The sequence below is a fragment of the Streptococcus sp. HMSC074B11 genome (genome assembly GCF_001808705.1).
Lineage (GTDB): Bacteria > Bacillota > Bacilli > Lactobacillales > Streptococcaceae > Streptococcus.
The window spans coordinates 140,773-164,350 of record NZ_KV794260.1; the positions used below are offsets into that span (position 1 = coordinate 140,773).

General features: G+C 38.0%; 25 protein-coding genes, 1 tRNA gene and 3 pseudogenes. 17 read left to right on the plus strand and 12 right to left on the minus strand.

Annotated features, from left to right (window positions below; translation table 11 throughout):
• Positions 1-13 precede the first annotated feature (13 nt).
• The 8 genes from vncR to HMPREF2619_RS03865 all read left to right on the plus strand — a co-directional run bounded on the left by vncR (position 14) and on the right by HMPREF2619_RS03865 (position 5,996).
• The gene (gene vncR, locus HMPREF2619_RS03830; RefSeq protein ID WP_070459167.1) at positions 14-670 is read left to right on the plus strand and encodes a response regulator transcription factor VncR; all 657 of its coding nucleotides are present in this window, start codon (positions 14-16) and stop codon (positions 668-670) included.
• Positions 667-1,989, plus strand: a complete 1,323-nt coding sequence (vncS, locus tag HMPREF2619_RS03835) for a sensor histidine kinase VncS (protein ID WP_070459169.1) — start codon at positions 667-669, stop codon at positions 1,987-1,989. Before vncR ends, vncS begins: the two co-directional genes overlap by 4 nt.
• A gap of 144 nt (positions 1,990-2,133) precedes the next feature.
• Positions 2,134-3,015, plus strand: a complete 882-nt coding sequence (locus tag HMPREF2619_RS03840; RefSeq protein WP_060955987.1) for a class II fructose-bisphosphate aldolase — start codon at positions 2,134-2,136, stop codon at positions 3,013-3,015.
• A gap of 129 nt (positions 3,016-3,144) precedes the next feature.
• Positions 3,145-4,074 carry an alpha/beta fold hydrolase gene (locus HMPREF2619_RS03845; protein WP_070459242.1) on the plus strand — a complete coding sequence of 310 codons (930 nt, stop codon included), beginning with the start codon at positions 3,145-3,147 and terminating at the stop codon, positions 4,072-4,074.
• 55 nt (positions 4,075-4,129) lie between these two features.
• Positions 4,130-4,684, plus strand: coding sequence for a histidine phosphatase family protein (locus tag HMPREF2619_RS03850; RefSeq protein ID WP_070459171.1), 555 nt, complete (start codon positions 4,130-4,132; stop codon positions 4,682-4,684).
• 67 nt (positions 4,685-4,751) lie between these two features.
• Entirely contained in the window at positions 4,752-5,099 is a 348-nt protein-coding gene (locus HMPREF2619_RS03855; protein ID WP_060955985.1) for a hypothetical protein, read from the plus strand.
• Between the two features lie 37 nt (positions 5,100-5,136).
• A complete protein-coding gene (locus HMPREF2619_RS03860; RefSeq protein WP_070459173.1) occupies positions 5,137-5,535 on the plus strand; it encodes a hypothetical protein in 399 nt (132 codons plus the stop codon).
• 53 nt (positions 5,536-5,588) lie between these two features.
• Entirely contained in the window at positions 5,589-5,996 is a 408-nt protein-coding gene (locus tag HMPREF2619_RS03865; protein WP_070459177.1) for a hypothetical protein, read from the plus strand.
• Between the two features lie 217 nt (positions 5,997-6,213).
• On the opposite strand, the pseudogene HMPREF2619_RS11745 reads toward HMPREF2619_RS03865, so the two are convergent.
• The 5 genes and pseudogenes from HMPREF2619_RS11745 to HMPREF2619_RS03880 all read right to left on the minus strand — a co-directional run.
• Positions 6,214-6,360: pseudogene (locus tag HMPREF2619_RS11745) on the minus strand (radical SAM protein); the annotation flags it as partial.
• Between the two features lie 20 nt (positions 6,361-6,380).
• Complete coding sequence (locus HMPREF2619_RS03870) at positions 6,381-6,923, minus strand: ClbS/DfsB family four-helix bundle protein (RefSeq protein ID WP_070459179.1); 543 nt, start codon at positions 6,921-6,923, stop codon at positions 6,381-6,383.
• Positions 6,924-6,963: 40 nt separating this feature from the next.
• Positions 6,964-7,806: an AraC family transcriptional regulator gene (locus tag HMPREF2619_RS03875; RefSeq protein WP_070459244.1), complete on the minus strand. Its 843-nt coding sequence runs from the start codon at positions 7,804-7,806 to the stop codon at positions 6,964-6,966.
• Positions 7,807-7,946: 140 nt separating this feature from the next.
• A pseudogene (locus HMPREF2619_RS11785) lies at positions 7,947-8,072 on the minus strand (methylase); the annotation flags it as partial.
• 22 nt (positions 8,073-8,094) lie between these two features.
• A pseudogene (locus HMPREF2619_RS03880) lies at positions 8,095-8,408 on the minus strand (helix-turn-helix transcriptional regulator).
• A 918-nt stretch (positions 8,409-9,326) separates the two neighbouring features.
• Here HMPREF2619_RS03880 and HMPREF2619_RS03890 point away from each other — a divergent pair.
• The 7 genes from HMPREF2619_RS03890 (at position 9,327) to HMPREF2619_RS03920 (ending at position 13,967) form a co-directional block, all read left to right on the plus strand.
• Positions 9,327-10,319, plus strand: coding sequence for an ABC transporter ATP-binding protein (locus tag HMPREF2619_RS03890; protein WP_070459182.1), 993 nt, complete (start codon positions 9,327-9,329; stop codon positions 10,317-10,319).
• A 1-nt stretch (position 10,320) separates the two neighbouring features.
• Positions 10,321-11,139 (plus strand): ABC transporter permease, encoded by an 819-nt coding sequence (locus HMPREF2619_RS03895; protein ID WP_070459184.1) that lies wholly within the window; start codon positions 10,321-10,323, stop codon positions 11,137-11,139.
• A gap of 1 nt (position 11,140) precedes the next feature.
• Positions 11,141-11,926: an ABC transporter permease gene (locus tag HMPREF2619_RS03900; protein ID WP_049509910.1), complete on the plus strand. Its 786-nt coding sequence runs from the start codon at positions 11,141-11,143 to the stop codon at positions 11,924-11,926.
• 38 nt (positions 11,927-11,964) lie between these two features.
• Complete coding sequence (locus HMPREF2619_RS03905; protein WP_049503797.1) at positions 11,965-12,426, plus strand: GNAT family N-acetyltransferase; 462 nt, start codon at positions 11,965-11,967, stop codon at positions 12,424-12,426.
• A 47-nt stretch (positions 12,427-12,473) separates the two neighbouring features.
• Positions 12,474-12,546: transfer RNA gene (locus HMPREF2619_RS03910), tRNA-Thr, on the plus strand.
• Between the two features lie 76 nt (positions 12,547-12,622).
• Complete coding sequence (locus HMPREF2619_RS03915) at positions 12,623-13,486, plus strand: DUF6287 domain-containing protein (RefSeq protein WP_070459186.1); 864 nt, start codon at positions 12,623-12,625, stop codon at positions 13,484-13,486.
• A 175-nt stretch (positions 13,487-13,661) separates the two neighbouring features.
• Positions 13,662-13,967 carry a hypothetical protein gene (locus HMPREF2619_RS03920; RefSeq protein ID WP_049504204.1) on the plus strand — a complete coding sequence of 102 codons (306 nt, stop codon included), beginning with the start codon at positions 13,662-13,664 and terminating at the stop codon, positions 13,965-13,967.
• A 46-nt stretch (positions 13,968-14,013) separates the two neighbouring features.
• Here HMPREF2619_RS03920 and HMPREF2619_RS03925 read toward each other — a convergent pair whose 3' ends face one another.
• Together HMPREF2619_RS03925 and HMPREF2619_RS03930 are read right to left on the minus strand one after the other, a co-directional pair.
• Complete coding sequence (locus HMPREF2619_RS03925) at positions 14,014-15,675, minus strand: N-acetylmuramoyl-L-alanine amidase (RefSeq protein ID WP_070459188.1); 1,662 nt, start codon at positions 15,673-15,675, stop codon at positions 14,014-14,016.
• A 118-nt stretch (positions 15,676-15,793) separates the two neighbouring features.
• On the minus strand, positions 15,794-16,147 hold the full coding sequence (locus HMPREF2619_RS03930) for a DUF3397 domain-containing protein (RefSeq protein ID WP_060955976.1): 354 nt from the start codon (positions 16,145-16,147) through the stop codon (positions 15,794-15,796).
• Positions 16,148-16,398: 251 nt separating this feature from the next.
• Here HMPREF2619_RS03930 and HMPREF2619_RS03935 point away from each other — a divergent pair, with 251 nt between their 5' ends.
• Together HMPREF2619_RS03935 and HMPREF2619_RS03940 are read left to right on the plus strand one after the other, a co-directional pair.
• A complete protein-coding gene (locus tag HMPREF2619_RS03935) occupies positions 16,399-17,649 on the plus strand; it encodes a dicarboxylate/amino acid:cation symporter (RefSeq protein ID WP_070459190.1) in 1,251 nt (416 codons plus the stop codon).
• Positions 17,650-17,662: 13 nt separating this feature from the next.
• Positions 17,663-18,604, plus strand: coding sequence for an ATP-grasp domain-containing protein (locus HMPREF2619_RS03940; protein ID WP_070459192.1), 942 nt, complete (start codon positions 17,663-17,665; stop codon positions 18,602-18,604).
• Positions 18,605-18,831: 227 nt separating this feature from the next.
• Here HMPREF2619_RS03940 and HMPREF2619_RS03945 read toward each other — a convergent pair whose 3' ends face one another.
• From HMPREF2619_RS03945 to HMPREF2619_RS03965, 5 genes are read right to left on the minus strand one after another with little or no spacing between them, the layout of a single operon-like run.
• Complete coding sequence (locus tag HMPREF2619_RS03945) at positions 18,832-19,695, minus strand: YihY/virulence factor BrkB family protein (RefSeq protein ID WP_070459195.1); 864 nt, start codon at positions 19,693-19,695, stop codon at positions 18,832-18,834.
• 31 nt (positions 19,696-19,726) lie between these two features.
• A complete protein-coding gene (locus HMPREF2619_RS03950) occupies positions 19,727-21,781 on the minus strand; it encodes a cation:proton antiporter (protein WP_070459196.1) in 2,055 nt (684 codons plus the stop codon).
• Between the two features lie 11 nt (positions 21,782-21,792).
• A complete protein-coding gene (locus HMPREF2619_RS03955) occupies positions 21,793-22,047 on the minus strand; it encodes a hypothetical protein (protein WP_006150587.1) in 255 nt (84 codons plus the stop codon).
• Entirely contained in the window at positions 22,040-22,597 is a 558-nt protein-coding gene (locus HMPREF2619_RS03960; protein WP_070459199.1) for a tRNA 5-(aminomethyl)-2-thiouridylate-methyltransferase MnmM, read from the minus strand. Before HMPREF2619_RS03960 ends, HMPREF2619_RS03955 begins: the two co-directional genes overlap by 8 nt.
• Positions 22,581-23,528, minus strand: a complete 948-nt coding sequence (locus tag HMPREF2619_RS03965) for a tRNA modification radical SAM protein MnmL/YtqA (protein WP_070459201.1) — start codon at positions 23,526-23,528, stop codon at positions 22,581-22,583. The genes HMPREF2619_RS03960 and HMPREF2619_RS03965 overlap by 17 nt, the downstream gene beginning before the upstream one ends.
• Positions 23,529-23,578 lie beyond the last annotated feature (50 nt).

A 23,578-nucleotide genomic window follows, 5' to 3' on the forward strand; every position in this document is an offset into this window, starting at 1 on the left:
GAAAAGGATTTATATGAAAATTCTAATTGTAGAAGATGAAGACATGATTCGTGAGGGAATTAGTGACTATTTGACGGATTGTGGCTATGAAACCATTCAGGCAGCAGATGGCCTTGAGGCCTTAGAACAATTTTTTCATCACCAAGTTGCCCTGGTTCTCTTAGATATTCAAATGCCGAAACTCAATGGTTTAGAAGTATTGTCAGAAATCCGTAAGACTAGCCAAGTTCCGGTCTTGATGTTGACAGCTTTTCAGGATGAAGAGTATAAGATGAGTGCCTTTGCCTCACTAGCTGATGGATATCTGGAAAAGCCCTTTTCCCTTTCTTTGTTGAAGGTTCGAGTGGATGCTATCTTTAAACGTTATTATGATGCAGGTCGTAGCTTTACCTATAAGGATACCAAGGTCGATTTTGACAGTTATAGTGCCACAGTGGCTGATCAAGAAGTTGCAGTGAATGCAAAAGAATTAGAAATTTTAGACTATCTCGTTAAAAACGAAGGTCGTGCTTTGACTAGAGCTCAGATTATCGACGCTGTATGGAAATTGACAGATGAGGTACCTTTTGACCGTGTTATCGATGTCTATATCAAGGAATTACGAAAAAAATTGGATCTAGATTGTATTCTTACCGTGCGCAATGTTGGTTATAAATTGGAGAGAAAATGAGACGTTCAGGTTTATTTAAAAAGATATTTATTTATACCTTTTCGGTATTTTCTACCTTGGTCATTTGTTTGCATTTGGCCATCTATTTCCTCTTTCCTCCGACCTATCTCAGTCATCGTCAGGAGAGTATAGGGCTCAAGGCTACAGAAATTGCTCAAACTCTCCAAGGAAAGGACAGTCAAACTATTCAGGAAGTCCTTGAACTTTATTCTAAAAGCAGTGATATTAAGGGAGCCATCAAGGGAGAGATGACCCAGGATAAGTTGGAGGTCAAGGACAATCTTCCCATTGATAAAGAACGACAGACGGCTTCTTTGGTCATTGAGGAAAGAGAAGTCCAATCTAAAGATGGTCAGACCTTGACCTTACAGTTTATTGCTTCTATGGATTTGCAGAAAGAAGCAGAAGATATGAGCCTGCAATTTCTACCCTACACACTATTAGCTTCCTTTCTGATTTCACTCCTGATTGCTTATATCTATGCGAGAACAATCGTAGCTCCGATATTGGAAATCAAACGAGTAACTCGACGGATGATGGACTTGGATGCTCAAGTACGGTTGCGCGTGGATTCCAAGGATGAGATTGGGGATCTCAAGGAACAAATCAATAGCCTCTATCAGCATCTTTTGACGGTTATTGAGGACTTACATGAGAAAAACGAGGCCATACTCCAGTTAGAAAAGATGAAGGTGGAGTTTTTACGAGGAGCTTCCCATGAACTGAAAACACCTCTAGCTAGTCTAAAAATCCTTCTGGAAAATATGCAAGCCAATATTGGACGCTACAAAGACCGTGACTATTACCTGGGAGTTTCTTTGGGTATCGTAGATGATTTGAGTCATCATGTTCAGCAAATCCTATCCCTTTCTTCAGTGCAGGAATTGCGAGATAAGAAGGAAGAAATCAACCTTCTGGAGATGACAAATCTCCTATTGCAGGACTATGACTTATTAGCCAAAGAGAGAGAAATCACTGTAGACAATCAACTGACTAACCAACAAACTTATCTAAATTCTTCTGTACTCAAGCTGATTCTTTCAAATCTTATCAGTAATGCTGTGAAACACTCTGTTCAAGGTGGTTATCTGAAAATTGGAGAAAAAGATGGTTGGGTCTTTATTGAGAACGCCTGTACATCTGAGGAACAAGATAAATTTGAACAATCCTTCACTTCCTCTAGTCGACAAAGCAAGGGAGCTGGTTTGGGACTCTTCGTCGTCAAAAGTTTATTGGAAAACGAAGAAATTGACTATCGCTTTGAAAGACATGATGATCACTTGGTATTTTATATGAATTTGCCTGAGAACAAGGATTAGACCAAGTGGGAAAAGGTTTACATATCTGAAAATAGAAGAAATTCAATCGAAACTACGGGAAAAACTAGCTTTTTTTGCTAAAAAGTGATAAAATGAACAATGTAAATGGGATGTCCCATAAAAATATACAGGAGGCCTGATAAAATGGCAATCGTTTCAGCAGAAAAATTTGTCCAAGCAGCTCGTGACAACGGTTATGCAGTTGGTGGATTTAACACAAACAACCTTGAGTGGACTCAAGCTATCTTGCGCGCAGCAGAAGCTAAAAAAGCTCCAGTTTTGATCCAAACTTCAATGGGTGCTGCTAAATACATGGGTGGTTACAAAGTTGCTCGCAACTTGATCGCTAACCTTGTTGAATCAATGGGTATCACTGTACCAGTAGCTATCCACCTTGACCACGGTCACTACGAAGATGCACTTGAGTGTATTCAAGTTGGTTATACTTCAGTTATGTTTGATGGTTCACACCTTCCAGTTGAAGAAAACCTTGAAAAAGCTCGTAAAGTTGTAGAATTTGCTCACGCAAATGGTGTATCAGTAGAAGCTGAAGTTGGAACTATCGGTGGTGAAGAAGACGGAATCATCGGTGATGGTGAATTGGCTCCAATCGAAGACGCTAAAGCAATGGTTGCAACTGGTATCGACTTCTTGGCAGCTGGTATCGGTAACATCCACGGTCCTTACCCAGAAAACTGGAAAGGTCTTCACCTTGATCACTTGCAAAAATTGACTGAAGCTGTACCAGGATTCCCAATCGTATTGCACGGTGGTTCAGGTATTCCTGATGACCAAATCCAAGCAGCTATCAAACTTGGTGTTGCTAAAGTTAACGTTAACACTGAATGCCAAATCGCATTCGCTAACGCAACTCGTAAATTTGCTCGTGACTACGAAGCAAACGAAGCAGAATACGACAAGAAGAAACTCTTCGACCCACGTAAATTCTTGGCTGACGGTGTAAAAGCTATCCAAGCATCAGTTGAAGAACGTATCGACGTATTCGGTTCAGAAGGTAAAGCTTAATCTAGCTGAACCATACAAAATGAAACCCGCCTGTGAAGGTGGGTTTTTTGTGTTGGATTTATAGAGATTATAGACTAGAAGGACCATCCTTAAGTTGCTAAAAGAGTCTAATTTTTGTACAATAATGCTATGAAAATACTGAAAAAATCAGCCCTTGTCCTTCTTACTTTCCTTATCTTGTTTTTAGTAGCAACATTTATCTTTCATCGTATCAGCTTAGAAAAGGAACAAGCCTCTCTAACTCCTATGGGTAAAACTGTTCTCGTTAATGGGCACAAAATCAATGTTTACGTTGAGGGGGATGGTCCAGAGACAATAATAGTTCTATCAGGTGCTGGAATTGCTTCCCCAATCTTGGACTTTAAGAATGTTTCAGATTCCTTATCAAAAAAATATAAGGTAGTCATCGTGGAGCGGGCTGGCTATGGTTATAGTGAGGATAGCAATCAATCCAGAGATGTGATGGAAGTTTTGTCTGAGACACGTCAAGCTCTATCACAAGCAAATATATCAGGACCTTTTATCATTCTGTCTCATTCAATGGCTAGCCTTGAAAGTCTGGCTTGGCAGGAAAAGTATCCTGATGAAGTGAAAGCCTTGGTTGGTCTGGATTGGGCATTACCAGCAAGTTATGAGGACTTAAAGGATAATCAGGCCTTGCTTACTGTGGCCTATTGGACTAGCAAGATTGGTTTATTACGCTATTTCCCTGAGTCCTTTTATATAAAAAATCCATCTCTGACTGAAACTGAACGACAACAATATAAATTACTAGCATATAAGCAGTTGATGTCACAAGCCATGCTTCATGAATCCCGTTTGGCAAAGGAAAATGCCAAGAAAGCTCCCTCTAGCATCAATCCGAAAATTCCCACCTTATTACTGGTTTCTAACGGTGAAGGCACGACCTTTAGCCAATCAGAATGGCAGCATTATGCAGAGACATTTGCTAGTGACCAGTCTAATGTTCAAGTCATCTATATGGATGCGCCACATGACCTCTATCATTATCAAAATAATGAACTTGTTTCTCGAATTGAAGAATTTTTAACAGAGTAACTGTGATTTAGAAAGTTATTTTGAACTGATTCCAATAATTGAGAGGTGACATTTTATGAAGAACACTTATATTGTACTTAGACATGCTCATTCAAGATTCTCGAGTGATGATTTTAATAGAACATTGTCGGAAAAAGGATTTTCTTCTCTTGAACAGTTGGAGTTTTTAAATGCTTGTAAAATAGATTACTTTATTTCAAGCCCTTATAAGCGAGCTTTTGAGACAGTAAATAGTTCTCCCGTTCAATTTGATAAGATAGTACTTGATAATCGTTTACGTGAAAGAAAATTATCCTCAAGATTTATTGAAGATACTGAGTTTGAAAAAACAATTCAATATTTATGGCAAAATCCAGATAAATCTCTCATTGGAGGCGAGTCCAATCGAGAAGCATTAAATAGAATTTTAGATTTATTTGCGGACTTGGAAGAAAGGTATTCAGATAAAACCATTTTACTGAGTTCTCATGGAAATTTGCTAGGAATTTTAATCAATCATTTTGATTCAAGTTTTGATTATAAAAAATGGGAACAGATGACCTTTCCAGATTGCTTTCTAGTTGACAAAGATGAGAGTGTGAAAAGAATTATGCCAGATACTTTTAGGTAATCATTTAGCTCAATCTATGTGATTTTTGTTTTCTGTTATTGTAAATAGAATAGAAGGGACAATAGCCATGATATTCGATCAGTCCTTGCAAGCCTACCTACATGAAGTAGATGATGTTCTTGTAGCTTGGGAAGAAAAACCAAGTGGAAATTTTGAGATAGAAGCTCAGTTGCTTGCAGCTAATTACCATAAAAATAGAACTCGTATTCTTGCTTTTATACTGCCTCATTTACAAGAATTTTATGGGTATTTCACAGATGAAGAAGCTACTGAAAAATTGGGTAAACCCATCATCGAGCCAGAAAGACAAACCGTTACTTTCTGCGATCAAACTTTTGATGATATTCATATCTTTTCTTTTGACTATCAGGGTCAGGCATTTGAGAGTCTGGAGAATTTTGCCATTGATGGTTAAGGTCTGTTTTCAGTTTTAAAAAGAAGGAGAGAGACTGATGAGTACTGCTGATTTTGTCTTTATTGAGAGTAAAGACCCCATATTCCTAGATTTACAAGCCTTTTGTACTGCTTTGAGAGAAAAATTCCCAGGTATTTTGATCAGAGAAAGGACGAATCCTGAAAAAGCTTACTCGCTTTCTTGGGATTATCAAAGTCCTCAGCTTACCTTGGAAAGTTCTTTAAGTAGCAAGAAAAATGTTTTTGTGATTGATTACTTTGATTCAACAAATAGATTACAAGATTATGCCTCCTATATCATCTGGCTTCGTCAGTGGTTCCCGTCCAATCTAAAGGTTTCCTTTTGTGATGAAGGATATGAGTATGTGTTTGAACTTCCTAGTGATTTATCCCAAAAGGAGTTGGAAAACTACTTACGAACAAGGTTTGATGAGTGAAGAAGAAGTTCGAAAACGAATAATGATATGGAAAAGTTGAAAAGGAGAATCAGATGCTTACTAAAGATGATATGTTAGTTGCTTTGCATGATGCAATTACTGAAGACCAAGAATTTGAGTTGGCAGATGAAATTATGGATGCTATGGAGCTTTATGATCAATCCTTTGATTTGGTTGCCCCCATTTTAGACTTTATTTCCAAGCATCCAGAAGTAGATTTTGGAGCTCCAGGTGAGTTGGTTCACTTCGTGGAGCGATTTTATCATCAAGGCTATGAGGAATTATTGATGGAGTCAGTTCTAAAAAGTCCAACTGTGCATAACATCTGGATGCTTCATCGATGCTATAATGACAATGATCCAAATCTAGTCCGGCAGATTCAGACTTTGGTTGGAGAACTGAAGAAGGATAAGACCCTTGATTCACAAGTAAGAAGCATGATTGAAGACTTAACTTGGTAGAGGGAGGTGATGCAGCATCACCTTTTTATCTTTTCTTAGGGATAAAAATTTTCGATATAAATTAACACTTGTTTTCCGTAGATATTTGCACTATAATTCCGAGAATCGATTTGAAACAAAAAAGAATGCTGATAAATCAACATTCTTTTTAAGTATTATTTGCAAAAAACAAGATATTTTGTCTGTTTAGCTACCAAAAAGATACCATATTCATTCATTCTTTAACTTCTACATCTTCAAATCTATGGTTTATCTGATAGCATTTACTTCTTGAGTCACAATAAATACAACCATGTGTACAGCCTCGGAATAAATTCATTCCATTTTTTGAAGATAATATTCCTTTTACCTTCGTAAAATGCATTCTATCATCTCCATATCTGCTTATTTTTTCTTACAATTTTTTTGATGTGCTTTTAATTTTTTCATCGCCCAATCATAATGACTTGAAGTAGTGCTTACAAAATACGAACCAAGTACACTTCCTCCTACCCACTTATAGACATCTTTTGAAAACAATTCTTCGTTTGTAAATCTCTCAGCTAATTCTAAAATATCTTTATGAGATTTATGAAACATTTCTTTTGCATCTTCAAGAGAAGTATTTTGATGTTTTTTCCAAAACTCGACATTCATATCTCCATAAGTTTTCCAATTATATGGAGCTGGAATAAAAGGTTTTGCCACTCCCTTTAAATTTGTATCTACCCAATTCAAAAGAAGTTGGTGCCATTCATATAAATGAATCAAAATATCTCTTAAATTTTTGTCTCTTTTCCAATGAGCCTCTTTCTTTTTTTCATCACTTGAAAAGTCAAGAGGTGTGTTTAATTCTTCGTCAGATAGCTTAGCAATTAATACGTTCAACTTACCATAGTTTTCTTTCGCTGCAATCATTAAATCTTCTTTTGTTCTTGGTCTTGGCATAATATTTCCTCCTACTTTACGCTATATCTCAATATGGTTTTTAAGCTTTAGTTATCGGAATCCAAAGTTCCATTTTGTAGTCTTTGCTGTGCATATCACCTTCATAGTAATATTCAAAGTCAGATTTTCCTGAATGAATATAGCCATGCTCAGGGAAGAATACTTCCATTGCATATTTCCACCCGTTATGAATGCACTCCGGAACACTTCCTACTAATTCTACAACTGCATACTCTGCTTCTTCCACTTCCAAAACATCTAAGCCCATACTTGTGGCTTTATCTACATCATTAACGATATAACCAGCCATATAGTTTATTGTGCTTGGGTTTTCCACATCATGGCAAACGCCAACACTTTGACCGTTTCCCAGACTTGCAAGTTCATCGTGGCTATATTTTTCATACAGCTTATCCCAGACACTTGGACATAATGATGAATTGATGCTTTGTTCATTTACCCCTGCAACTGTAAATGCTTGTTTCTTTTGAATTGTAATGTTCATGCTTCTTCCTCCTCTTACACTTAGTGCTAACTGCACTCGTGATACTAATTTGAATGGTTTTCCATTTCTTACCTCAGAAGGAGTAAATCCATGAAAATTTTTAAAAGCTGTTCCAAATGAATCTGATGACTCATATCCAAATTTGAAAGCAACATCAATAATTTTTTCATCCTTATTTCTTAATATAACGGCCGCTTCCGTCAATCTTCTGCTTCTTAAATATTCTGAAAGCGTTGTTTCAGTCAGAATAGAAAATAAGCGACTGAACATTGAATACGAATATCCGGATAACTGAGTTACTTTCTTTTCATCAATTTCATCATCAAGAACTGTTTCAAGATAATCAATCGTATCGTTAAACGACTTGATAATATTCACTTTGATTTCCCCTTTCTTTTGGTTTATTTTAGTATAGAGGAATATTTCTTTTCTTACCCTACAGTATCCGTACAAATTTTATAGGCTTCATCTCATAGAAACTTATACCTTGCTAAGTTCAACAAATTCAAATTTGTCTACACCGCATAAACAGATTGAAGTAAGTCAAGCCAAAATGACTGACTGTCTTGTCTTTCATTGCCACGGTTTTCCCAGCGTTTAATAAATGCTTTAGCTTGCTTTTTTTGTTCTCGGATGTTATTCACTTTTAATTCTCCAACCAATGCATTATTTTGACTTGTTTATTAAGAAGTCCTGTAAAAGACTAATAATTTGGTTTTTATCTTCCTCTGTTAATTCATGCTCTCTCAATAAACTAACTATCTCCTCAAGGCCATCATCTCGTCCTTTAAGAATCTCAAAAGAAGTATTTAAGATTTCAGCTAGTTTCTCTACTGTATCATCCTTTGGATTTCTCCCCCCGTTCTCCCCCCGTTCTCCCACCTAGCATATTGAGCTTGAGCCACACCTAACTTTTCAGCAACTTCTAATTGAGTAAGTCCTGCATCTAGTCGGGCTTTTTTTATATTGTCTTTCAACATTTTAAAATTCCTTTCGCTTTTCTATTGGCCTATAACCAAAATGGTTGTATTATGATTATATGACTAAAAGATATACAATGTAGGTAATACTAGTTCGCTTATGAATATGAAAAAACACCCCAGAAAGCTCTGCAAAGCATTCTGAGGCTTTCGTTTAAAACCAATATGATTATACCAAAATGGTAATAAAAAGTCCATAAGAAGCGAAATTTGGCTAGCTAAGGATATTATGGCTTCTACACAGTAAATGTCAGAAAAATTGGCAATACTTACTCCTACCATTCGCCTAGTTTAGAGATTGTGAGACAAGAGCAAGGGTCCAAGCCGAAGGCAATGCGCCCGAAGCACGTAGTTCTCTCAATCTCTAAAAAAGCTGGCGTTTCTAACAGCCAGCAAACAGATACACTTAAGGCAAAGCCCTAAGTAACGTGTCGTCAGCAAAACTCAATAGTAACATTGACCTACGCATTTAGCAATTATAGAAAGGAGGCGTTACAGATGAAAAATAACCTTCAAGCACTACGAGAATATCAAAGTCGAGTAGATTTATCAGAACTAGAAAAATCTATTTATATCAGTATTGACCGACTAACAGTAATCCTTGATAGAGACAACTGTTCTCTAAGACGTATACAGGGTGTTATTAGGGCTTTCTTTCCTTATGTTGAAAAAGAAGGCAGGTTTTTGTGTATCTTAAGGAAACTATTGAACCAGAATTTCTGTTTCAAAAGCATTATTATAAGAGAGAAATCTCTAAATTCATAATCTATAAGCAAACGCTTGCATTCCTTTTTTTATTGGACTATAATAGGTTGGTATAAAGCCTTCTGTAATAATAATGAGAAAGTGTAGAAAGTAAGGATTTAGAATATTTGTAGTCAAAAATACAATGTTGTTTCTTACGATAGGGAGATAGATATGGCAATGATAGAAGTGGAACATCTTCAGAAAAATTTTGTGAAGACTGTTAAGGAACCGGGCTTGAAGGGAGCCTTGCGCTCCTTTATTCATCCTGAAAAGCAGACCTTTGAAGCGGTCAAGGATTTGACTTTTGAAGTTCCAAAAGGGCAGATTTTAGGATTTATCGGGGCAAATGGTGCTGGAAAGTCAACCACCATCAAAATGCTGACAGGGATTTTAAAACCCACATCTGGCTTTTGTCGGATTAACGGCAAGATTCCCCAGGACAATCGCCAAGATTATGTCAAGGATATTGGAGTCGTTTTCGGACAACGCACCCAGCTATGGTGGGATCTGGCCCTGCAAGAGACCTACACGGTTTTAAAAGAGATTTATGATGTGCCAGACTCGCTCTTCCATAAGCGTATGGACTTTTTGAATGAAGTTTTGGATTTGAAGGAATTTATCAAGGATCCTGTGCGGACTCTTTCACTGGGTCAACGGATGCGGGCGGATATTGCGGCTTCCTTGCTTCACAATCCCAAGGTTCTCTTTTTAGATGAGCCGACCATTGGCTTGGACGTTTCGGTCAAGGATAACATTCGTCGAGCCATTACTCAGATCAATCAGGAGGAAGAGACAACTATTCTCTTGACTACTCATGATTTGAGTGATATTGAGCAACTTTGTGATCGGATTTTTATGATTGATAAGGGGCAAGAGATTTTTGATGGAACGGTAAGCCAGCTCAAGGAGACCTTTGGTAAGATGAAGACTCTCTCCTTTGAACTGCTACCAGGTCAAAGTCATCTCCTTTCTCACTATGAAGGCCTGCCAGATATGTCCATTGATAGACAAGGAAATAACCTGACTATTGAATTTGATAGTTCCCGCTACCAATCAGCTGATATTATCAAGCAAACCTTATCTGATTTTGAAGTCCGTGATTTGAAGATGGTGGATACGGATATTGAGGATATTATCCGTCGCTTCTACCGAAAGGAGCTCTAAGATGGTCAAATTGTGGAGACGTTATAAACCCTTTATCAATGCAGGGATTCAGGAGTTGATTAGCTATCGAGTCAACTTTCTACTTTATCGGATTGGCGATGTCATGGGTGCTTTTGTGGCTTTTTATCTATGGAAGGCTGTCTTTGATTCCTCCCAGGAGCCTTTGATTCAGGGCTTCAGTATGGCGGATATCACCCTCTACATCATCATGAGTTTTGTGACTAATCTTCTGACTAGGTCGGATTCTTCCTTTATGATTGGTGATGAGGTCAAGGATGGTTCCATTATCATGCGCTTGTTGCGACCAGTGCATTTTGCGGCTTCTTACCTCTTTATGGAGCTTGGTTCCAAGTGGTTGATTTTTATCTCTGTTGGACTGCCATTTTTAAGTGTCATTGTTTTGATGAAAATCTTGTCTGGGCAAGGGGTTGTAGAAGTACTGGGATTAACCATCCTTTATCTCTTTAGCTTAACCCTGGCTTATCTGATTAACTTTTTCTTTAATATCTGCTTTGGATTTTCAGCCTTTGTGTTTAAAAATTTATGGGGTTCTCAAGTATTTAAGGATTCACTAGTATCCTTTATGTCTGGAAGTCTGATTCCCTTGGCTTTTTTTCCAAAGGTGGTTTCAGAAATTTTATCCTTCTTGCCTTTTTCATCCTTGATTTACACTCCAGTCATGATTATTGTTGGGAAATACGATGCCAGTCAGATTCTTCAAGCACTTTTGCTTCAGTTTTTCTGGCTTATAGTGATGGTGGGCTTGTCTCAGTTGATTTGGAAACGAGTCCAGTCATTTATCACCATTCAGGGAGGTTAGTATGAAAAAATATCAACGCATGCATCTGATTTTTATCAGACAGTACATCAAACAAATCATGGAATACAAGGTTGATTTTGTGGTTGGTGTCTTGGGAGTCTTTCTCACTCAAGGCCTGAACCTCTTGTTTCTCAATGTCATCTTTCAACACATCCCCTCGCTAGAAGGTTGGACCTTTCAAGAAATTGCCTTTATCTATGGATTTTCCTTAATTCCAAAGGGATTAGATCATCTCTTTTTTGACAATCTCTGGGCTTTAGGTCAACGACTAGTTCGAAAAGGCGAGTTTGACAAGTATCTGACTCGTCCTATCAATCCTCTCTTTCACATCCTCGTTGAGACCTTTCAGATTGATGCCTTGGGCGAACTTTTAGTCGGTGGAATCTTACTAGCGACAACGGCGACTAGCATTGCTTGGACTCTTCCCAAATTCCTGCTTTTCCTAGTCTGTATTCCTTTTGCGACCTTGATTTATACTTCCTTGAAAATTGCAACAGCCAGTATTGCTTTTTGGACCAAGCAGTCAGGCGCTATGATTTACATTTTTTATATGTTTAATGACTTTGCTAAGTACCCGATTTCCATTTACAATTCCCTTCTTCGTTGGTTGATTAGCTTTATCGTACCTTTCGCCTTTACAGCCTACTATCCTGCCAGCTATTTCTTGCAGGACAAAGACGGGCTCTTTAACATTGGTGGTTTGATTCTGATTTCCCTTGTCTTCTTTGTCATTTCTTTGAAACTCTGGGACAGGGGCTTGGATGCCTACGAAAGTGCAGGTTCGTAAGAGCTAAAGTAAGAGTAAAATAAAGAAAGGAACTTATGATGCTTGTAATTAAAGAAGTCAAGGATGAAGAGCCCAAAATGGCAGTTGTCGCTGAGGTTTTAAAGGATTTGCCAGAATGGTTTGGAATACCAGAAAGCACGCAAGCCTACATCGAAGGAGCCAAGGACTTGCAAGTGTGGGCCGCCTTTCAGGAGAGTGATTTGCTTGGCTTTGTAAGCTTGTCCTATTCTAGTGAAGATTGCGCTGAGATTGATTGTCTCGGTGTAAAAAAAGCTCATCAAGGTAGAGGGATTGGGAATCAATTGCTTGCTGCTTTAGAAAGTGAAGCACGCAAAAACGTTGATTATTTACAAGTGAAAACAGTAGCAGAAGGCTCTAATAAAGATTATGATCGAACAAATGTCTTTTATCGCAGTCTTGGCTTTAAAAAATTAGAGATTTTTCCACAACTTTGGGGGCCTCAAAATCCTTGTCAGATTTTGATTAAAAAGATGGGTTAAGAATCCCTTGACATCCTTTCTTATAGTGCTATACTATAAGTGGAATCGCCGATTTAGCTCAGTTGGTAGAGCACCGCATTCGTAACGCGAAGGTCACAGGTTCGATCCCTGCAATCGGCATAAGAAAGAGCAATAAAATAAATATTATATTAGTTTATTAGAATCATCAATACTCATCAAAATGAGGAGGAGTATCATGAAAAAGAAAGAACGGATAAAACAAGTAGATAAGACTCACGTTCGAAAAGGAACTTCATCTAGATTGGCAGAAACCCTTTCTATAATTAATAATATAAAAATGTATATCGGTCTTGCCATAACAGCTCTAGTTATAATCATTGTTGCTAGCATCTTTTTAAATTCACCTAATCTCAAGCAAGAAGCAAATCAAACTTCTTCCTCATCTAAGACTGAAGAGACGACAAAAAGTCAGGGGAAAGAGGATGATAAGGATAAGGTAAAGGAAGAGGAAATTCAAAAGCTAAAGGAGCAATTGGCTGATTTGGATACCAAGATCTCAGAAGCGGAGCAGCATGTTAGTCAATTAAAAAAAGAAGCTTCTGTTCTCAAATTAGATATTGAAGCCCTCAGAAATAATGATTTATCAAGTTTAGAGGGTACTTGGCGGACACAGTCTGGTAATGAATATATCATTAATGATTCAGGGGAAGTCCAATCTTCTTGGATATACAATGATCAAAAGCATGAGTCTATTGTTGAATTGAAAGTATCAAAAAGTCAGAATGATCGCAACCCAGAAACAGTAGCCCTTGGTGCTTGGGCAAAAGGTTCTCAGGCGGGAGGGTTTGTGGTAGTCGTTGTACCAAGTGGTGTTGTCATGGAACCTGGTGGTGATGGTAAAATAACAGACAATTCCAATCAAACTGAGGATAGACTCTTTGCAGGACAACAATATGAAGGAATGTTGATGCATCCAGAAAATGTTTACTATCGCGTTAAACCAGATACGAGCCAATTAGAATCAGAAGAGAAGAATTTAGCGAAATTGAAAGCTGATCGTGATGCCATCAAATCAGCTTTAGAGTCTAAAGAAAAATGAAAAATGAATGAAAAGAAGCCAGCAATGGCTTCTTTTTTAGAAAAATTCTGACCACATAGTCTATCATATCTGCCACATAGACAAAAGCTATTGTTTGCGATTTTTATTTCTGTTATAGTTGTAATTGTTAAAGGGAGATAAAACTTCCTAACAAAATAGAAAATGAGGTCGTATCATGAAAAAAGTAGTAGGTATCGGATTTTTAGTCGTTGCAGTAGCAGTTTTGTATTTTGGTTTTGTTGGATGGCCAAGTTTGGATGTCAATATCTGGGCCCTCTTTCCAGTAGGTTTATTCCTATTTTTTACCCTTGAGAATTTGGTGAAAAAAGATTACAAGGCCAGTCTCATGAGCTTGATTATTGCCTTTATCATCGCCAATGCCATTCTTGATATCTTGCCACTTTCAAGCGGTTTGGTTATCGGTGCTGGAGTCTTGGCTTGCGTTGGAATTGGATTTCTTTTTCCTGAAGCCAATAAGTAAGAAAAATAATACAAAAAAATCTCGAGATTTTCTCGAGATTTTTTCTTTATTGACCTGCGTAATATTTTTGAATCCCTTTTACAATACCTGCAACCAATCTGTTTTGGTAGGCATCACTGCGGACTTGTTGATTCTCATTGAAATTGTCAATATATCCCAATTCCAATAGAACGGCTGGTTTATTAGTTTCTCGAAGGACAGCAAAACTACTTCGTAGACGACCTGCATCCTTAGCACCAGTTTCAGCTAATAGTGAAGAGTGGATATCTGCCGCGAGGCGATTGCTTTCACTGATTCTGTCAGGGTGGTTATGCCAGTAAGGATTGATCTTAGAAGGATAACCAGCAGCTTCTTCATAAGAATAAGTCTGGATTCCAGCTCTGTTTGAAGCTGGATTACCACTAGCATTGAAGTGAATACTAATAAAGATATCTGAGTCAGTCTTATTAACCATTCTTGAACGTTCGGTGACATAGTCTACAAAGACATCACTGTCTCTTGAAGAAAGAACTGTATAGCCGAGTCCTTCAAGCTCCTTGCGTAGCTTTTGGTAAACTTGCATGTTCAGTTCTTTTTCGGTGATGTTATAATAAGATGCTCCAGGATCTTTACCACCATGGCCTGGATCTAGGAAGATGATATTGTTATATTTCCCCTTTTCAAACCCGTGGCTTGTAGAAGCTTCTCCAAGCCATTTTCCATCACTTTGAAATTGCTGGTCTTTCCCATTAATTTTATAGGTACCTGTAACATAGACTCCATTTTCATCTACATAGTAGCGAGCTTTATAGTAACCATCGTCAATCCATTCGCTCTTAGCCATGTAGCCACCTGCCTTGAGGTAGTAGGATCCGATCCATTGACGCTCTGCATAGGTTCCACCAGATTTCAAGTAGAACCAACTATCATAGTTTTTATCGAAAATCCATTCTTTTTCAGCCATAGCACCGCTACCTTTTAGGTAGTAGCTACCTTGCCATTGGTTGTTTGCCATAGTGGCGTCTTTGTTAAAATAGTACCAGGTACCACTAATTTTGTCCCACTTATTTTTGATTAATTTACCAGAAGCAGGGGCATAGTACCATTGTCCATCTTGTTTTACCCAAGAACTCTCAGCCATGGCACCACTATTAGTAAACAGATAGTCGTCAAAAATCGTGTTGCTGAGCATGACACCGTCTTGATCAAAATAGTACCAGACACCACCGATCTTTTCCCATTTTTGTTGAGAAATTTTTCCATAAGCGTTAGCGTAATACCATTTTTCTTGGAGTTTACTCCAACCGGAATCGATCATGGCCCCGCTACTAGTAAGGATATATCCGTCAAAAATAGTATCGCTCAACATGATGCCATCTTTGTTGAAGTAGTACCATTTTCCGTGGATTTTTTTCCAGTTAAGAACAGGGGCATTATTTTCATAGAAGCGCCAGATATTTTCCTCTAATACCCAACCTTCTTTTTGAACTTCTGGTGCCTTGTCTTCTTCTTTCTTAGTTGGATTTGTCGTTTGATTGGCATTTGCTTCAGTTGAAGGTTCAGCTTCCTTGGCAGGAAGACTATTTTTCTCTACTTTGTCAGTAGAGGTTTCACTATGTGTTGTTTCTACTGGGGTTGACTGTACTTTGTTTTCCTCAGCATAGCTAAGGTTGGTTGTTAGACCAAAAACTGAAAGCGTAATGGCGCTTGCCAAGAGCGTTTTTTTCACTTGATTAATCTCCTATACATTTTTTATAATCTTTTTTAAAATCTCATTAGAAAAGCCCCTCTTAGGAATATCTAGAAAGCAAGATCGAGGTGTTGGTGGGCTATATTGTAATAGTTGACTATTTCATCACGAAAATTTGAACAATCATGATGATATAGATGAGCAGTGTTAGTAAAAATCCAGCTCGCCAAAAGAATTTAATAAATTTTGGATAATAAAAACTACGTTTTTTATTTAAGAAGAAAAAGACTAACACAATTGCTAGTATTGATAAGGCCGTTCCCAATACTGGAAGTTGATTGTGTGTGAACATCTTAGCCGTAATCAAATAGTATTCAAAAATTAGAAAAGGAAAAGCTAAATCAGCAGCATTGATGCCCCTTTTTTTTAACTTAAAGAGTCTGCTTAAAATAATCGCCAGAGCTAAGGTTAGTACCAAAAGCAAGATGGAAGCAAGTTTCATTAAAATCATACCATTATTGTATCATAAAATTTAGAGAATAGAAAAGTAAATTCCTTGATTTATCACTGTTTTAGCAAAAAATCATTGGTAAGAAACAGATTTTATAATTCCTGCTTGATCAGAATAAATCATGTGTTCGATACAATGATAGTTTGAGTCCTCAATATAAATCTTTTTTATGTTCACCATAGAAAATATATATTAGTCAGAAGTGAAGAATCGTAGTAGAATGAGTAGCAAATAAAACAAAGGAGTTTCTTATGAAATTAGTTACTTTATGGTCAAAACTCTCACTAGGTATTCAATTATTGGTGGCTTTGGTCTTGGGTGTTATCGCTGCCCTTATCTGGCCACAATTTGCAGGCTTTTATCAATTTTTAGGTCAAGCCTTTATTAAATTGATCAATATGGTTATCATTCCGCTAATCTTCCCAACCATCGTTGTTGCAGTAGCTGGAGTTATCGGAAAAAAATCTTTCGGAAAAATCTTGACCAAGAGTTTGGTTTACTTTTTTGCCGTAACAACTGCCATTACTCTTTTGTTTGTATTTGCTAGTTACTATTTAGGATTTGGTCAAGGAGTGAATATCGGTCAAACTGGTGGAAACCTTGATGGGATTGCTAACAATGTCAAGTTCAGCGAATTTTTGCTTGGTTTCATTCCATCAAATATCGTTAAATCTCTTTCAGATGGCGCTCTATTGCCAATTATCGTTTTTGCCATCTTTCTTGGTTACGGAATTGGTAATCTTAAATCAGAGAAATCTCAGAAAATTATCCAAGGTTTCCAAATCTGGATTGAAGCCATCTACAAGATTGTTACAGTGATTGTCAAACTATCACCGATTGGAATTTTTGGATTTATCGCCAAAGATGTTGCAACTACTGGTGTAGACAAGCTGATTGGACTTGGTCAATTTGTCATTGGAACTTATTTGGCTTATGCTGTTTTAGTTCTTCTTATTTTCCCTTTGATTGCAGTCTTCTTTAAAGTTCCGTATTTGTCATCCTTTCGTGAAAATTGGAGCCTCTTGACACTGGCCTTTGTTACGGGTAGTTCTAGTGTTGTCTTGCCATCACTTCTTAAAGATTTGAAAAAACAGGGGCATGACGAGCATACGATTGATTTAGTTGTTCCTTTAGGATATACTTTTAACTTAGAAGGAGCAGCAGTTTATTTCTCAGTAGCGACTATCTTTATCGCCCACGCCTACGGCATTCAATTCTCTTTATCAAGTCTCTTGTTTACTGTTTTACTCTTGACCTTGATTGGAAAAACTGCAGCAACCGTACCATCAGGAGCTATCGTAGTTCTATTAGCTGCAGCACCTCAATTAGGATTGCCAGTTGAAGGAGTAGCCTTGATTTTTGCAGTTGATTTCTTTGTCAATGCCGGCCGTACCATGATCAATGTTTTGGGACAAATCTTAACAGTTAGCGTTATCGAAAAAACAGAAGGATATATTTTAGAGGAAGAAAAGGAAAGCCAATTATCAGTCAGCTTTTCTTAAGGAGATATAAATAATGAGTGAAGCAAAAGTTTATGTGATTCATGAGAATCTAGAATGGACTCAACATTTAGTGAAATGGTTGGAAGAATTAGAAGTCCCTTATGAACTATGGGATTTGTCTAGTGGGATTTTAGATTTGCAAAGCCAACCGCCGCAAGGTATCTTTTACAATCGTATGTCTGCCTCTTCTCACACAAGAGGACATCGTTATGCGCCAGAATTTACAGAGCAAGTGATTACTTGGTTAGAAGCACACGGACGCAAAGTTGTGAATGGTACCGGTGCTATCAACCTTGAAATTAGTAAAATCAAACAATATTTGAAGTTAAACGAGTCTGGTATTGAAACGCCTGCGACAGTTGCAGTTTTAGGGCAAGAGAACATCATTGAAGCAGCAAGAAAATTGAACATCTATCCTTTGATTACCAAACATAATCGAGCAGGTAAAGGCTTAGGAGTTCAACTCTTCCAAAATGAAGAAGAACTTGAAGCCTATGTCAATAGTCCCCTCTTTGAACCTTCAGTGGACGGGATTACCTTGCTACAAGCCTACATCAAACCAAGTGATGGACGTATCCGTCGTTCAGAGTTTATCAATCAAAAGTTCCTCTACACTGTTTCAATCGACTCTTCAGATGGTTTCCAACTTTGTCCAGCAGATGGTTGTCAAATCGGCAAGAGACCAGAACAACTAGAAACGTCTGAGAAATTCCAGATTACAGAACCTCTACCAGATGGCCGAAGAGAAGCTTATGAGAATTTCTTGAAAAATGCTCAGATTGAAGTTGCGGCGATTGAATGGGTTCAATCAGAGAGTGGAGATATTTATGTCTATGATGTAAATACCAACACCAACTACAATCCTACTGCAGAAAAAAATGCCAATATTTTTGCTCACCAACATTTGGCTCAGTATCTAAAAACAGAATTGCAAGCACTCACTAGTGGACAATAAAGTAACTAATTCAAAAATCCCCCAGTATCAAATGACTGGGGGATTGATTTGTTTATACTCCTCGAAAATCTCTTCAAACCACGTCAGCTTCCATCTGCAACCTCAAAATAGTATTTTGAGCTGACTTCGTCAGTTCTATCCACAACCTCAAAACGGTGTTTTGAGCAACCTGCGGCTCGCTTCCTAGTTTGCTCTTTGATTTTCATTGAGTATTAATCGATAAAAAATTATTGATTTGCTTTAAAGTCCGGGTCTTTTAGACTTTGAACACTGGCATTGATCACTGCACCGATAATTAATATCTTGGCAATAATTATAAACCAGAACATCATGACAACAACGATGATGGAACTAAAAAATCGAACGTCGACTAGATAGTTAACATAATTGTTGAAATAAGCTGAAAAGATTGTTAATAGAGATATGAGAGTAAGAAGTACGAATAGACTTCCAGGAAGGACGTAACGAATACGACCGACTTTCACATTCGGAAGGAAATAATAGAGCATAATCAAGATCGCAAAAAGAAAGGCATAAATCAGCGGTCCTGTAAAATCCTGTAAATATGCAAATAGAGAACTTTCGGATTTCCAGTAGTTTTTTAACAGATTCAATAACATATGACCAAACATACTTAGGAATAGAGCAAGTGCAAAGAGAATCTGTAATCCCAAACTAACCAGGAGACTCATCAGTTGATGGGAAATAAGCCCTCTATTTTTTGCGATTCCATAAGCTTTATTAAAAGATTTTTGGAGGAAATTCATGGATTTTGAGAAGGTCCAAAGGGCTGAGATAACTGCAAAGCTCAAGAGACCAGCAGATGGTTGAGTCAATACTTCTCGAGCAATCTTTGCTACTACATCATAGATCGTATCTGGTAAAAATTCCTTTAGTGTGATCAAGAAATTGGAGACTGGAATTTGAAAATAAGGCAAGATATTGACAGCTATCATAAGTAAGGGGAAGATTGAAATCAACCAATAATAGGCCACAGCTACACTGGTTAATTCAATATCTGAAACACGATAGTAGTGCAAAAAAGCTTTCAATAAAGGCCTATTGGTTAGTTGTTTCCACAACTTTTTCATTGCATAATCCTCCACAATAATAACCTAAATCTTAATTTCTGCGAACTAATTCCATCATATCATAAGGTAGTGTGTTGGCTGCTTCTTTTAGAGAATAGGTTTCTAGGTTGTTTACATTTTGTCGTAATTTTTTGGCATACTGGGCTGAGATGAGTTTTTGTTTTTCGTATTCAAAGATAGACTTACGCTCTAGATAGTAGCCTCTTAACATTTCGTCGATATTATTGGGTTTGATACGATTGATAACCCGTTCCACAAAGGCACCACTGGTAATATGACTGGTTTCACGGAGACGTGATTCCTGCATAAAGCTAATCAAGGAACTCTTATAAATCCCTTTCAGGTTTTCCAAACTTTCGATGATGATTTCAGTGTTGGCTAGATAGAGCTCTGCAATTTGGTCATAATCGATGGCAAGAAGTCTTTGATTTCCCTTGTCTCTCCAAGAACGGAAGGCTTTTCCAAATGTGAGCAATTCATGAAGGAGAAAACGCACAATCCGGATAGAAACAAGGAAGTAGTAGGTTAGGCGAGAAGCAAAGTTTCGCTTAATATTTTTCTCCATGCTTTTCAAGTACCGTTGATAAACACGATAACCTCTTTCACCGATTTTGCCTTCTTCATAGGCCTGTTCCAAACCATCGTTCTCGATACTGAGAATCAAGAGTTTAAGAGCTTCCCAGTCTTCTTGGATCTCTTTGTTTTCTTGGCTGAGGATGAGATTTTCAATCCGTCCGTGATAATTATCGATAGCAGCATAGAGGGGAACCTTGTTTTTAGTATGTTCCAAATCTTTCTCTAACTCTATGGCAACATCGTTTAGGATAGCGATGTGCATGAGATGATCCTTAGATGGTTCTTGCTCTTCAGAAAGGTGTGGTAAGACCAATAATCCAGTAAGGAAACTGACCAGGGTTACACCGGCTACGAGGAAGAGAAGGAGCGGATATTCCTGCTCCAGATTAGAAGGTATCAAGAGGATGGTAGCAATAGAAACCGTTCCTTTAACTCCAGAAAATGTCAAGAGAAGCATATCTTTGACATACTTATGGAGGCTTTTTTTAAGTTTCTTTATTCGAAACGCGTAAAAGCCGTAAATCATGAGAAAGCGGATGGCAAAGAGTAGGAAGGTTAAGAGGAAGATAGTGATGAGAAGGAGCACATTGTTATAAAAAGCACTCTTCAGAATTGGCTCCGCAATCATTTCCAGTTCCATTCCTAACAGAACAAAGACAGAACCATTGAGCATAAAGGTAACAGTGTGCCAAACGGTCTCAGTCACTGTATCCACTTGAGCTTCGAGAAGATTTATCTTTTTAAAACGACTGGCTTTTAAAATACCAGCGACAACGACTGCGATAATTCCAGAAACATGAATCTCTTCAGCGATGAAGAATGTTAAAAGTGGTAAACTAAGTTCCAGCAAGAGTTCACTGGCGATATCAGTAGCTCGAACACTGAGTAGAAAAGTATGGAGGAAACGATTGATTAAGGCTGTTATAAAGCCGACTGCAAACCCTCCAACGATGGAAATTGCTAATGAAGTACCAGCTTGGGTAAGTGAGAAAGTCCCTGTTGTCCATGCGATGAGAGCTACACGAAAAGCAATTAGCCCAGAAGCGTCATTTAACAGGCCTTCCCCTTTTAAGATATTTGAAATTCGTTTTGGAAAGGTAAAGCGTTCAGAAAGGGAAGCAAAAGCAACTAGGTCAGTAGGACCAAGTGCAGCCCCTACGGCTAGGCAAGCAGCTAATGGTAAGCTAGCCCAAAGGACATGGGCAAGTCCTCCCATACTTAAGGTTGAAACAAAGATAACAGGGAAAATCAAGAAGAGGACAATCCTCCAGTGTTTTAGGATGGAGGTAACGTCTGCTTCTTGAGCTTCTCGAAAGAGGAGCGGACCAATCACTAAAGCTAGAAATAGTTCAGTGTCTAAGTGATACTGGTTATTCGGTAAGCATAGACCAATCCCGATACCCAGCAAAATCTGAATCAGGGGCATGGGTAAAAAGGGAAGAAGTTTATTGGTCGTACTAGAAACAATGAGAACAAGTAAAAATATCAAGAGATAAAAAAGTAAATCCATCTTCTACCTCCTTATTTTTGTTTTCGACAAGCTTCAAAAAGTTCTTTTTGTTCTTGGATTTTTTGATCAATCTTCGAGCAGTCCTTATGCTCGATTTTCTTCTGACAACGCTCCATTTCAAGTGTTATCATTTTCTTCTTGATTTTTAGCATCTTTTTGCTCATATGAGCTTCATCTAACATACCAACTGCCCGTTCATGTTGGGTTGATTCGACAAATTTGTGACGAAGTCCTTCTATTTTATCTCGTAGGTATTGTTTATCCATGTCGATACCTTTCTAATTTTTCAATCATGACTAAAAATGGTGGATTGTTGATTTGGTTGAGGGTACGATAGATCATAGCGGTATATTCTTGTTGTGGCAACTGACTGACAAAATCTAAGACAGCATCTCGCTCTATATCTCCGCCTTCATGCCCGTAGTAAATCATAATGGCTATCCGTCCGCCCTTAATGAGCATCTGACAGAGTTTTTCTAGTGCCTCAAGGGTTGTCTGAGGTTGAGTGATAATGCTTTTATCAGCTGAAGGAAGATAACCAAGATTAAAGATGGCAGCTTTCACCTCAGTTACAAACTGATCTACGGATTCATGACCTTGTAGGATTAAGTCTACATTGGACAAACCAGCCTCTTGTAGACGTTGACTAGTCTTTTCTAGAGCTTGTTCCTGTATATCGAAAGCATAGACTTGTTTAGCCAACTTGGCAAGAAAAAGGGTATCATGACCATTTCCCATGGTCGCATCAACTACAATATCCTCTCGGGTGATAACTTGGGCAAGAAAATCATGCGCCATTTCAAGTGGTCTTTTCATTCATAAACTCCTGTTTTACAGCCTTGCATCCTTGAACACTACCTCGACGTCTCATTTCAGCCTCAATGCTATTTAGAACTTCCCATTTATTGAGACTCCACATAGGACCAATCAGCATATCTCTAGGCGCATCACCCGTAATCCGATGGATAACTATATGTTTGGGAATGATTTCTAGCTGATCACAGATGACCTTGACATATTCATCCTGACTCATGAGCTGCAAACGACCTTCATGATAATCACGTTGCATCCGAGTATTGGTCATGAGGTGAAGTAGGTGAAGTTTAATCCCTTGAATATCATTATCCGTCACACAGCGACGAACATTTTCCACCATCATGTCATGAGTTTCCCCTGGCAAGCCATTAATCAAATGGGCAACAATTTCAATCTTGGGATATTTCCTTAAGCGTTTAACTGTCTCCACATAGAGTTCATAGGAGTGGGCACGGTTAATCAATTCAGAAGTGGCTTCATATGTTGTTTGTAAGCCTAACTCTACGGTAACATGCATTCGCTCTGATAATTCTGCCAAGTATTCGATAGTCTCATCGGGTAGACAGTCTGGACGAGTACCGATATTGATACCGACAACCCCAGGTTCGTTGATAGCTTGTTCATAGCGTTCGCGAATCACTTCCAGTTTTTCATGGGTATTGGTAAAATTTTGGAAGTAAACCAAATATTTTTTAACTTCAGGCCATTTACGATGCATAAAGTCAATTTCCTTATAAAATTGCTCGCTGATAGGTGCATCAGGAGCAACGATTGCATCTCCAGAACCAGAAACCGTACAAAAAGTACAGCCCCCATGTGCTACAGTTCCATCACGGTTTGGACAGTCAAAGCCAGCATCAATAGGAACTTTAAAAGTTTTTTCTCCAAATAAGTTTCGATAGTAATCATTCAAGGTATTATAGGATTTCATAGCTAATATTATATCAGAAAACACTAGTAAACTCAAAGTTAGCAAATGAG